The 10,857-nt window shown below is 58.0% G+C and carries 10 protein-coding genes, 1 tRNA gene and 1 pseudogene; 4 read left to right on the top strand and 8 right to left on the bottom strand.

Going from position 1 to position 10,857, the window contains the following annotated elements; genetic code table 11:
• On the bottom strand, positions 1 to 941 hold a 941-nt coding region (glpD, locus tag QZ517_RS18410; protein WP_294229942.1), incomplete at its 3' end, for a glycerol-3-phosphate dehydrogenase.
• 127 nt (positions 942 to 1,068) lie between these two features.
• On the opposite strand from glpD, the gene QZ517_RS18405 reads away from it, so the two are divergent.
• The 3 genes from QZ517_RS18405 (at position 1,069) to QZ517_RS18395 (ending at position 2,727) form a co-directional block, all read left to right on the top strand.
• Positions 1,069 to 1,827, top strand: coding sequence for a DeoR/GlpR family DNA-binding transcription regulator (locus QZ517_RS18405; protein ID WP_294229939.1), 759 nt, complete (start codon positions 1,069 to 1,071; stop codon positions 1,825 to 1,827).
• A gap of 105 nt (positions 1,828 to 1,932) precedes the next feature.
• Positions 1,933 to 2,009, top strand: a tRNA-Arg gene (locus tag QZ517_RS18400).
• Between the two features lie 238 nt (positions 2,010 to 2,247).
• Positions 2,248 to 2,727 (top strand): hypothetical protein, encoded by a 480-nt coding sequence (locus QZ517_RS18395; protein ID WP_294229936.1) that lies wholly within the window; start codon positions 2,248 to 2,250, stop codon positions 2,725 to 2,727.
• Between the two features lie 100 nt (positions 2,728 to 2,827).
• On the opposite strand, the gene QZ517_RS18390 is transcribed toward QZ517_RS18395, so the two are convergent.
• Complete coding sequence (locus QZ517_RS18390) at positions 2,828 to 4,063, bottom strand: urate hydroxylase PuuD (RefSeq protein WP_294229932.1); 1,236 nt, start codon at positions 4,061 to 4,063, stop codon at positions 2,828 to 2,830.
• A gap of 190 nt (positions 4,064 to 4,253) precedes the next feature.
• The gene (uraH, locus tag QZ517_RS18385) at positions 4,254 to 4,607 is read right to left on the bottom strand and encodes a hydroxyisourate hydrolase (RefSeq protein WP_294117273.1); all 354 of its coding nucleotides are present in this window, start codon (positions 4,605 to 4,607) and stop codon (positions 4,254 to 4,256) included.
• A 181-nt stretch (positions 4,608 to 4,788) separates the two neighbouring features.
• Between uraH and QZ517_RS18380 the strand changes: the two genes are divergently transcribed.
• The gene (locus QZ517_RS18380) at positions 4,789 to 5,547 is read left to right on the top strand and encodes a sulfite exporter TauE/SafE family protein (RefSeq protein ID WP_294229928.1); all 759 of its coding nucleotides are present in this window, start codon (positions 4,789 to 4,791) and stop codon (positions 5,545 to 5,547) included.
• A gap of 34 nt (positions 5,548 to 5,581) precedes the next feature.
• Here the strand turns inward: QZ517_RS18380 and guaD are convergent, their stop codons facing one another.
• The 5 genes and pseudogenes from guaD to QZ517_RS18355 form a co-directional block, all read right to left on the bottom strand.
• On the bottom strand, positions 5,582 to 6,940 hold the full coding sequence (gene guaD, locus QZ517_RS18375) for a guanine deaminase (RefSeq protein WP_294229926.1): 1,359 nt from the start codon (positions 6,938 to 6,940) through the stop codon (positions 5,582 to 5,584).
• Positions 6,941 to 7,027: 87 nt separating this feature from the next.
• Positions 7,028 to 8,608 carry a xanthine/uracil/vitamin C permease gene (locus QZ517_RS18370; protein WP_294229923.1) on the bottom strand — a complete coding sequence of 527 codons (1,581 nt, stop codon included), beginning with the start codon at positions 8,606 to 8,608 and terminating at the stop codon, positions 7,028 to 7,030.
• Positions 8,609 to 8,676: 68 nt separating this feature from the next.
• A complete protein-coding gene (locus QZ517_RS18365) occupies positions 8,677 to 8,946 on the bottom strand; it encodes a hypothetical protein (protein WP_294229921.1) in 270 nt (89 codons plus the stop codon).
• A gap of 215 nt (positions 8,947 to 9,161) precedes the next feature.
• Positions 9,162 to 10,127: an iminosuccinate reductase BhcD gene (bhcD, locus tag QZ517_RS18360; RefSeq protein WP_294229918.1), complete on the bottom strand. Its 966-nt coding sequence runs from the start codon at positions 10,125 to 10,127 to the stop codon at positions 9,162 to 9,164.
• A 112-nt stretch (positions 10,128 to 10,239) separates the two neighbouring features.
• Positions 10,240 to 10,857, bottom strand: a pseudogene (locus QZ517_RS18355) (DSD1 family PLP-dependent enzyme); the annotation flags it as partial.

Genomic DNA, 10,857 nt, shown 5'->3' with positions numbered 1-10,857 from the left:
GCGTGGGTGTGTTCCTGATCGGTGGTGCCGATGAGGGTGAAGTCTTCCTGATAGGGAATGGCAAAGATGATCCGGCCATCGGTGCCCTGGAAGAAATAGCAACGGTCGTGGTCAAACAAGCGTTTGGTCACGATGTGGCTGCCGCGCACAAGACGCACGCCGGCGGTTGAGTTTTGCTGAATGACGCCGCGAATGACATCCGCAACCCATGGGCCACCCGCGTTGACCAACGCTTTGGCGCGGGTGATGCGACGCACACCGGTGTCAACGTCTTCCATCTCGATATGCCAGAGGTTGTCACCTCGCTGGGCTGAAATCACCTTTGTGCGGGTGCGGATGGTGGCGCCACGCGCTTCGGCATCGCGGGCGCTGAGCACTACAAGGCGACTGTCTTCGACCCAGCAGTCGGAATACTCAAAGGCTTTGACAAACTTATCCTGAATTGGCGCACCGGCTTCGTCGATTTTTAGATCCACGGTACGGGTGCCGGGCAGAATTTTTCGCCCACCAAGGTGGTCATACATAAACAGGCCCATGCGGATCAGCCAACTTGGCCGGCGGCCTTTCATCCATGGCATGACCACGCTTAAGAGCTTGGATGTGGGGGTATCATTTTCAAACCGCATGTCTTTGTGCATGGGCAGCACAAAGCGCATCGGCCAACTGATATGCGGCATGGCACGCAGCAGGGTTTCGCGTTCAATCAACGCTTCGCGCACGAGGCGGACTTCGAAGTATTCAAGGTAGCGCAGGCCACCGTGGAACAGCTTGGTGGAGGCCGACGAGGTGGCCGAGGCCAAATCACTCATTTCGGCCAGCTCCACAGAAAGCCCCCGCCCCGCTGCGTCGCGAGCAATGCCACAACCGTTGATGCCGCCGCCAATGACAAAAAGATCCACCGGATTTTCGGTTTGCGCTTCCATAAGAACACCTTCGAACATTTTCGCACCCTTACGAACCCAAAACGCGCATATCGTCAAGGAAATTCGGCGTGATCACCTGGAATTTCGTTGAAAATTTGCCAAACGCCTGTCACTGAAGACAGAACGCAAACGAAAAGTAACGAACATGTTGAGCAGTTTTCGCGAGAGAGAAATCCTCGAAATCGCCCGCACAGAGGGCAAAGTCACCGTAGAGGGGCTGGCCGCACATTTTGACGTGACAGTGCAGACCATCCGGCGTGACCTCAATGAAATGGCCAATGCTGGCCGGTTAGAGCGGGTGCATGGCGGCGCTGTGCTGCCGTCTGGCGTGCGCAACATCGCGTATGAAGAACGCGGGCGGGTGAATGCGGATGCCAAGGCGGCCATGGCGGCGCGCTGTGCCGCGGAGATCCCCAACGGGTCTGCCCTGTTCATCAACATCGGCACCAGCACCGAAGCCTTGGCAAGCGCGCTTTTGGGCCACGATGGCCTGCTGGTGGTGACCAACAACCTCAACGTGGCGCGGATATTGTCCGGTAACGCCCGGTGCAACGTGCTTTTGACCGGTGGACGGCCCCGCGCAGAAGACGGTGGATTGGTGGGACCGGTCGCTGCCGGTATGGTCCGTGATTTTGCTTTCGACTATGCTATCCTCGGCTGTTCAGCAGTGTCCGCCACCGGTGTGGCTTATGATTTTGACATCGACGAGATCGCCGTATCCCACGCCGCTTTGGCAGGGGCGCGCGAATCCTGGCTTTTGGCGGATCACTCCAAGTTTCAACGCAACGCCCCAGCGCGAATTATTGATTTTGCAGATGTCAGCCGCATCTTCACCGATGAAATCCCAGACGAGTTGATAGAGGTTTGCGCGAACAAAGGCACAGAGGTTCTGCTGGCCACCTAATTGAGGCCCGTGCCGTTTTGCGTTTTTGCCCGCTGTGCCGTTGACAAGTCCCAGCGGCTATAAGAAAGGTGGCAGCGCAGGAAAACCTGCTGGCCATTTGGCAATGGCCCCTTAGCTCAACTGGATAGAGCAGCTGACTTCTAATCAGCAGGTTGAGGGTTCGAGTCCTTCAGGGGTCGCCAAGGCACACGCCGTCTTATTCGCTACGTCGACGGATCGCCCTCAGTGCACGCCAAAACATGGCAACCCTAGGACTATTCACGTAGTTTTCACCCACCTTTACCGCGCAAACGCAGCCAAACTGCCTTTTTTGTGGTACGCAGAATTACCGTTGCAGGGGGTAGAGCGCGCAGGCCCAACGTTTTGGCGGGCACAGGGGGCATGCAACAAAAAAGGACCGATCAGTAGAGATAACGCGTAATGAATACCAATAACTTCTCAGTCGCGACGCTCGAACCGGAGCTGAAGCAACTGTACTTTTTATGGCGATCCGCGGCATCAGGCGCACCGCTACCACAGCTCAAGAACATTGGGCTTCCCTTCCTGCAAGCCCCACCCAGCATTCTGTCGATATATGAGGTTCTACGCTCCAAGGCCGGGGAGCCCATCGACTTCAAAGGGCTTTACGTGCGCAGCAAACTCAACAAAACGCTGAGCAAAGCCTTCACTGGAACATGGCTCTCTGATCACATTGGCAAAGGCCCAGGGTCCAAAATGTGGGGGGCTTTTGTGCAGGCGGCGACACAGCCCTTCCCTCTACAAATCACCCTGCCCTACACCGGGCCTCTCAAAAAATATCGCAGCACGTCAGAACTTTACCTGCCGGTGTACGGCGAAAGAGACACGGTGGAATATGTTATGTGGGTGTGGTTTTGCGGCAGGCTGACTATGGGCAGGTGATCGCATTTCCATCACAAGCCAAGCCTGTTGCGCGGGACTGAACGCCGCGCACCAAAAAGGGCGCAGTCTGCGCCCTCCCGTCCGCGCCGAAAGCTTGGCTTTAACCGCCCTGACGGACTTCTTTAATCCAAGCCACAATCAGATTACGGCTTTCCTGATCCATCTCAATGGCGTTGGGCGGCGGCATGGCGTGGGTGCGGCCCGCTTGCAGGTAGATCTGCTCCGCGTGGCGCGCCACATCCGCTTCGGTTTCCAGGACTACGCCTTTGGGGGCCCAGTGCAGACCCTCCCAAGAGGGCTCGCGGGCGTGGCACATGGAGCAATTGCCAGTGACCGCATAGTAGGCGTCTTCAAAACCCGCAGCCGAGGCAAACTTCTGCTCGTAAGGCGTCATTTCGCGGGCCTCAGATTCTTCGTAGGTTTCCCCGCCAGTGGCCGTCGACAACCATGCGATGGTCAGCATCAACAACGCGGTGATCAGCCAGGTCCAGAGCGGGCCTTTGCCGGTTTTGTGCATGGTGTTGAAGTAATGACGGATGGTGACGCCGGTCAGGAAAATCAGGCTGGCGATGATCCAGGCATACTCCGTGGCAAAGGCCAGCGGGTAGTGGTTGGACAACATCAGGAAGACAACCGGCAGCGTCAGGTAGTTGTTGTGGGTCGAGCGCACCTTGGCGATCTTGCCGTATTTCGCGTCCGGGGTGCGGCCGTTTTTCAAATCGTCCACCACAATGCGCTGGTTTGGCATGATCTCGAAGAACACGTTGGCCGTCATGATGGTGGCCGTGAACGCCCCCAGATGCAGCAGCGCAGCACGACCGGTGAAGATCTGGTTGTAGCCCCAAGACATCACCACAAGGATCACAAACAGCAGCAACATCAGCAGGGTTGGTTGCTCACTAAGCTTGGATTTGCACATGAAGTCATAGGCCAGCCAGCCGATGGTCAAGGAGCCGCCGGAGATCAGAATGCCTTGGAACAGGCTCAGGTCGGCTTTGGTTGGATCCAGCAGAAACAGCTCACCACCCACCCAGTAGACAATCATCAGAAGTGCGGCGCCGGAGAGCCACGTGGAGTAGCTCTGCCATTTGTGCCAAGTCAGGTGCTCTGGCATCTCGGAGGGCGCGACAAGGTATTTCACGGTGTGATAAAAGCCACCGCCGTGCACTTCCCACTCTTCGCCGAATGCCCCTTCGGGCAAGTGTTTGGCCGGTTTCAGCATTAGATCCAATGCGATGAAATAGAACGACGCGCCGATCCATGCCATGGCGGTGATGACGTGTAGCCAGCGCACCGAGAACGCAATCCAGTCCCACAAAATAGCCATATCGTACATGGCGGTCTCCCCTAGATTCGAATTTTAACCAGTCTACGCGACAGGGTCTTTTTTCGGAATTCCCTCTAAATGCCAAGCAGTATCAAAAATTTCAGAACAATAAAAAGCCTACGCTGTCTGCAGGGCTGCGCAAAAAAAAGCGCGTCCGAAACCGGAGCGCGCCTTTTCAAAACTGTTTTGCCCTAGAGCCTTAGCTGCCGCGATAGGTGGAGTAGCCAAACGGCGAGAGCAGCAGCGGCACGTGGTAGTGCGAGGCTTCAGACATGCCAAAGCGGATCGGCACGACATCGAGAAAGCGTGGCTCTTCCGGCGGGGTGCCGCAGGCGTCCAGATAGGCGCCGGCGTGGAAGATCAGCTCATATTCACCGGTGGCAAATTCTGCAGCGGGCAGGATTTGTTCGTCGGTGCGGCCGTCATCGTTGGTGACCAAAGATTTGAGTTTGGTGCGGGTCTCGCCTTCGATCCGGTAGAGATCAATTTTCAGGCCCTCAGCAGGGCAGCCACGGGCGGTGTCCAGAACATGGGTGGTCAGATAGCCGGTCATGGTTGTGTCTCCTGATTGTTTGTATTGGTTTTAGTCCGGTTGGGGCGTTGGAGGCAAAGCCTGTCTGAGACGATGCACTTTCCGCTTTTTCTTGAAAAACAAGATCGATTATCTGGCATATCCAGCAATGCGCGCTACGGTGCGCGGACCGCCAGACCAAATTTGATAAAGAAAGACCCCGATGACTGTTTTGGAAATTTTCGTGCTGGCTTTGGCCGGTTTTGGCGCTGGGGTTGTGAACACTATTGCGGGGGGCGGCACGTTCTTGACCTTCCCGGCGCTGGTCTGGGCCGGGGTGCCGCCGGTTGCCGCCAATGCCACCAGCGCAGTTTCGGTGTTTCCCGGATATTTGGGCGGGGCACTCGGCTTTCTGTCGGAACTGAAAACCCTGTCACGGGCGCAGATGATCCGGCTGACGGCAGTCACCTTGGCAGGGGGATTGGCAGGCTCACTGTTGTTGTTGGTGTCGTCCAACGAGGTGTTTTCTTATGTGGTGCCGTTCCTGTTGTTGTTTGCCACAACGGCGTTTCTGTTGGGCGAGAAGTTGCAGGCCTGGGCACAGGAAAAGGCGAAATGGTTCAAGCCGGAAGGGGCCGTGGGATTGTTTTTGGTCAGTGTTTACGGCGGCTATTTCAACGGTGGTTTGGGCATTGTGCTGTTGGCGCTGTTTGCCATGTGGGGCTGGCGCGACATTCACCTGATGAACGGGGTCAAAAACGGATTGTCGTTTGCGCTGTCCGCAATTTCGGTGGTGACTTTTGCCATTGCTGGCCTGGTGGTCTGGCCGATGGCGGTTCTGATGATGGTTTTTGCGGTGTTGGGTGGCTACAGCGGAGCCTTTGTCGCCAAAGCTATTCCGGCCTCGGTGGTGCGCTGGATCGTGGTGGTGATCGGCTACGGCATGAGTGCAGTGTTTCTTGCGCGGTTGTTTGTCAGCTGACCCGATTTGAGCCAGCTGACAGGTTTTTTGTCGATCAAGCGGATTTGAGAACCGGCGCCGGTGTAGCTGTGTTTGCCATCGTCGCCCGGCCGTTTTTCTGTGCCACGCCAGCGACATAAGTCTCGGCCACAGCGCGGTCATCGCCCAGGGTTTGCAGAATAAAAAGCTCCTCGGAGAGGCTTTCCGCGCGCTGCATGCGCAAGTCCATGGCGTGGGTCGCATGGGAATCCAGCACCACCACATCTGCATCTGATCCTGCTGCCAGCGTGCCGATCTTGTCAGACAGGCCCAGCACCTCGGCGTTGCCACGGGTGATCCAGTCAAAGGCGCGCAGCGGGTGCAGTTTCTGCTTCTGAAGTTGCAGGATTTTGTAGCCCTCATTCAGGGATTGCAGCATCGAGTAGCTGGTCCCTGCCCCGATGTCGGTCGCAATTGCGTTCTGAATGCCGCGGGCGCGCAGCCCGCCATCATCAAACAGGCCACTTCCGAGGAAGAGGTTGGAGGTTGGGCAGAACACCGGCTTGGCCTGGGTTTCGGCCAGCACATCAATCTCTCGCGGGGTCAGGTGGATGGAGTGGCCCAGCAGAGTTTTCGACGTCAGCAAGCCATAGCTCTCATAGACACCCAGATAATCCGGCGCATCTGGGTAGAGCTCTTTGGTGAAGGCAATTTCGTCGTGGTTTTCACTCAGGTGGGTCTGCACAAAACACTCGGGGTGCTCCGCCACCATAGCCTGCGCCATCTGCATTTGCTCTGGCGTCGAGGTGATCGCAAAGCGCGGGGTGATCGCGTAATGCGCGCGGCCTTTGCCGTGCCATTTGGCAATCATCTTTTTGCTGTCGTCATAACTGGATTGCGGCGTGTCGCGCAGCGCGTCGGGTGCGTTGCGGTCCATCATCACCTTGCCGCCAATCATGCACATATTGCGCTTCTCGGCTTCGGCAAAATAGGCCTCCACCGAGGCTGTGTGCACCGAGCAATAAGACACAGCCGTGGTGGTGCCATGGCTGGTCAGCAGGTCATAGAAATGCCCTGCCATGGCCGCGCTGTGCTTGGGATCCTCAAAGCGGGTTTCTTCGGGGAAGGTGTAGTTATTGAGCCAATCCAGAAGCTGTTCACCCCAGGAGGCAATCACCTGCACCTGCGGGAAATGCACATGGGTGTCGATGAAACCGGGCAGCAGCAGGTTTGGGCGGTGGTCTTTGACTGTCGCCTGCGGCGCTTGCGCCGCGAGGTCTTGATAGACACCGGTGGCTTTGATCTTGCCCCCCTCGATCAGGATCGCGCCGTCTTTGATGTAGGTATAGGCGTCGGTGTCCATCTCATCCGTGGGGGCGGCGTGGAAATCCAGAATGCGGCCCCGCAGGAGCGTTTGGGTCTCTGTGTGTGACATGGTCGGGTCCAATGTGGAGGAATAAAAAGGTGCGGGCCGCCGGAAGGACATGGCTGGCCCGCACAAGGGCGTCCGGGGAAGTGGACGTTACTCTGCTGGTGCCGGAACTTCGTCCACCACCGCGTTTTCGTTCACGAGGTCTTCCTCTTTGTGAAACAGCGGGTAGATGTAGAGGAAGGCAGCCGCAATCAGGTAGCCGGAGGTCACGCCGGACAGCGTTGGCCAATGCAGGCTGGCGCCGTGGATGATGCCGAGAGCTGACATCACGGCAGCGGCCAGAGCAAAGCCACCGGCATTGCGGAAGCGGCCGTCGATGACGCTGGCCACAATGGCACCCCAGATCAGACCGGTCAGGATCGCACCTTGGGACAGGGCCAGATGGCCTTCGAAATGTGCGCCTTGTTGCAACAGGGCTGCAGTCAGAGCGTCATCACCAAGGTTTGGCAAGCCAGCCACGCCCACAGCACCCAAGGCCCCAATCAATGCACCCCATTTGATCATCAGGAAAGCCGACACATGGGGCATCATCGCGATGGTCACGGCGGCCATGTGATCTGTCTTCACCGAATGCGCGGTGTTGGTGATCAGGCTGAGCGCCACAAACACCAGCACCGGTGCGGCAGCGGCCGTGGGGATCAGGTTGGTGAGGAAGGCCAGCAGACCAAAGAAGGCCGCCAGCGGGATCACCGCGCCAACGCCAATGATGTAGCCCGCATGTGCGCCCATGCGCTTATACGCTGGATGACCAATGTAAGCGGTGGTTGGGAAAGGTGAGCCAAACACGGCGCCAACCATGGTGCCCAGACCGTCGGTGATCTGACAAGTAGCCACAGGGTAGTGATCTCCCGCCGCTTCGGCGCTTTCCACGTTGTTCATGGTTTCGATGAAGTTGTAGATCTGCACCGGCACCAGCACCAGGAACAGCTCCGGGTTGGCAAACAGATACTGGATGCCCGCGATCAGGTCGCCGAAGTAGGGCAGAGGTGGGTAGAAACCGACGCCATCCAGGCTGAGCTTGGCTTCGCCGATGCCAAAGGCCACCACAGTGCCCACGATCAGCGCCAGCAGACCGGCGGGGATGTTGAATGGCAGACGGAAGCGGCCCACGAGGCCCCAAAGGATGATGATCATCGAGGCAAAGCCGATGAACGGGTTTTCAAACACAGTCGCCAGCGGCACGGTGCCAATGAACACCAACGCGATGCCACAGAGCGTTCCGAGCATACCAGCGCGCGGGGTCACACGTTTCAGCCATGGGCCGATCACCGCGCCCAATGCGGCGACGATGCCGCCCATGAACCCTGCGCCGATACCCACTTGCCAGGCCAGCATGGGGTCATTGGTGGACCAGTAGATCGGGCCAATCACGCCAAACAGATAGACAAACATCACCGGGGTCGAGATGCCGTACGGCAACGCGGTCACATCACGGCCATGTTGCGCGGCGGCGCGTTTGGCGAGACCAACATAAACGGCGATCCCGGCCAGAATGGCCACGGCCGCGCCGGGCACGATGCGGCCATAGACAATCTCGGCGGGCATCTGGAACACAAACTGGCAGACGCCAGCCAGCACCATCAGGTTGATCAAATTGTCGGTGAACAGCGCCCAGAAAGCACTAAAATCGCTGCGATCAAACAGCTTATAGGTATAGCTACCATCCCTCATGTGGGACCTCCATTTGCGAGCCGGAGTGATGCCGCCCTCTCCTCGAGGCGACACCGTCCGGCGTGAACTCACTGCGCTGCGATATGCGGCGCGGTGCCCCGAAGTTGGGGGGGTGCGGCAGGTTCAGAGGTCAGCGCCGGGGCCACTTCAGCCACGCAATGCGTGGCGACCACAGCAGGCCGCGTTTTGCGGCTACCGCCTGCCCAAGAAGGGCAGATCAAGGGCGCGACAGACAAGCCGTCGCGGTATTGGGTGAGTGAGGGAGACAGGAACAGAACAGCGCCAAACCGCGCCTGAGCGCCGTCTTTCTGTGCCGTCCTATCCAAGCGATGCGTCATTTGGTCTCCCCTACCGCGCAAGTATCGCGCGCGTGTGCTTTGGTTTTAGCGCCTACGACTACGAGGCAAAACGGCGCAAATCGGGAGATACTTTCAACAGATCGTTGAATAAGACGTAGCGGCAAGCAGAGCTTCAAAAGAGGGCGGACAGAAAAACGCCCCCGCCGAAAAAGATGCAACGAGGGCGGTTCTTCGGGCGTAAGCTGCTGGGATTCTTAGAAATCCACCTCGATGGCAATGCCTTTTTCGACAGCCAAATCCACCACCGCAGCAGCGACTGCGAGATCCTGCAAGCCAACGCCTGTGCCATCAAACAAGGTGATTTGCTTCGCCGAGATGCGGCCCGGATTGGTGCCGTTGATCACCGCGCCAATTTCACCCACGTCGCTTTCCTTGATCAACCCTTCGGCCACGGCGTGTTGCGCCTCACCAATCGAGATCGACTGCGCCACTTCGTCGGTGAAGACAGACGCTTTTGCCAACAGCGCGCTTTCGACCTCTTGTTTGCCTTTGGTGTCGGTGCCCATGCAGGCAATATGGGTGCCAGGTGCCACGTGATCCGCCATCAGAGATGGTGCAAAAGCAGAGGTGATCGAGATGATCACGTCAGCTTCGCCAATGCCATCGAGCTCGACGGCCTCAAAAGGCAGGCCCGCTTCGGTGGCAACTTTTTCGATATTGGGCAGCATGTCCGGGTGGTAGTTCCAACCGATCACCTTCTCAAACTGGCGCTGCTCCAGCGCGGCGCGCAGTTGGAAGGTGGCCTGATGACCCGCGCCAATCATGCCAATGACTCTGGCATCATCACGGGCCAGATGTTTGATCGACACAGAAGAGGCAGCCGCCGTGCGCAGCGCGGTCAACAGGTTGCCGCCGACCATGGCTTTGGCTTTGCCGGTGTCCGGATCAAACAGGAACACAGTGGACTGGTGGTTGATCAAGTTGCGTTTTTCCAGGTTGTTGGGCCAGTAGCCGCCTGCTTTCAGGCCCAGCGTCAGACCAGCCTGATCAAAGCCACCTTTGAAACCATACAAGGCATCTTCGTGGCCGATGGCTTCGCGCACCACAGGGAAGTTATAAGCGTCGCGCGCGGCCATGGCGGCAAAGACTTTTTCGACGGCATCAAACGCCGCGTCGCGGGTCATCAGGTCGGCAATTTCGCGTTCAGGTACAATCAGCATGGTGGTCTCTCATCAGAAATTTGAGCGCCCGCGAGTCAATTCTGGAGGGAAAGCAGACACGCGGGCACCAATCCGGCGCCCCATGCGCCGGAGGTGGTTTTGGGTGGCGGGCTTAGTAGGCGCGGCCGCGGGCGGATACCGGCCAAACCGTTTCCACTTTGCCGTCACGCACCCCAACGTACCAATCGTGCACGTTGGCGGTCGGATCGCAGTGCCCCGGCACCAGTTTCAGCTTGTCGTTGACCTTCAGCGCGCCGGTTGGGTCCATGACCACGCCATGCTCGTCAGAACATTTGATGTATTCCACATCGTCGCGACCAAAGATCACCGGCAGGCCGCTGTCTACGGATTGGGCTTTCAGACCTGCGTCCACGATGGCTTTGTCCGCTTTGGCGTGGCTCATCACGCTGGTCAGGATGAAGAAGGCATTTTCCCATTCACCTTGGTCGATGCGGTTGCCGTCTTTGTCCAGGATGCGACCATAGTCCGCGTCCATGAAGGCGTAAGACCCACACTGCAGCTCGTTAAACACACCCGAGTTGCTCTCAAAATAGTAAGAGCCGGTGCCGCCGCCAGAGACCAATTCGCAAGTGATGCCTTCGGCTTTGAGGCCGTCCACAGCGTCCTGCACCTGAGCGATGGCCACATCAAGCTTGGCTTTGCGGTCTTCAAAGCTGTCCATGTGCTGCATCGCGCCCTGATAAGCCTGAATGCCGGTGAACTTGAGGTT

This window comes from uncultured Shimia sp. (genome assembly GCF_913054185.1).
Classification (GTDB): domain Bacteria; phylum Pseudomonadota; class Alphaproteobacteria; order Rhodobacterales; family Rhodobacteraceae; genus Shimia.
Note: the sequence above shows the minus strand (reverse complement) of the source record. Positions and strands in the feature narration are given on the sequence as shown.

Excerpts from the sequence above, each read along its gene's own strand:
- QZ517_RS18405 (WP_294229939.1), top strand. The coding sequence starts at position 1,069 with ATGTTGAGCAGTTTTCGCGAGAGAGAAATCCTCGAAATCGCCCGCACA.
- QZ517_RS18395 (WP_294229936.1), top strand. The coding sequence starts at position 2,248 with ATGAATACCAATAACTTCTCAGTCGCGACGCTCGAACCGGAGCTGAAG.
- QZ517_RS18365 (WP_294229921.1), bottom strand. The coding sequence starts at position 8,946 with ATGACGCATCGCTTGGATAGGACGGCACAGAAAGACGGCGCTCAGGCG.
- QZ517_RS18370 (WP_294229923.1), bottom strand. The coding sequence starts at position 8,608 with ATGAGGGATGGTAGCTATACCTATAAGCTGTTTGATCGCAGCGATTTT.
- guaD (WP_294229926.1), bottom strand. The coding sequence starts at position 6,940 with ATGTCACACACAGAGACCCAAACGCTCCTGCGGGGCCGCATTCTGGAT.
- bhcD (WP_294229918.1), bottom strand. The coding sequence starts at position 10,127 with ATGCTGATTGTACCTGAACGCGAAATTGCCGACCTGATGACCCGCGAC.
- QZ517_RS18380 (WP_294229928.1), top strand. The coding sequence starts at position 4,789 with ATGACTGTTTTGGAAATTTTCGTGCTGGCTTTGGCCGGTTTTGGCGCT.
- QZ517_RS18390 (WP_294229932.1), bottom strand. The coding sequence starts at position 4,063 with ATGTACGATATGGCTATTTTGTGGGACTGGATTGCGTTCTCGGTGCGC.
- uraH (WP_294117273.1), bottom strand. The coding sequence starts at position 4,607 with ATGACCGGCTATCTGACCACCCATGTTCTGGACACCGCCCGTGGCTGC.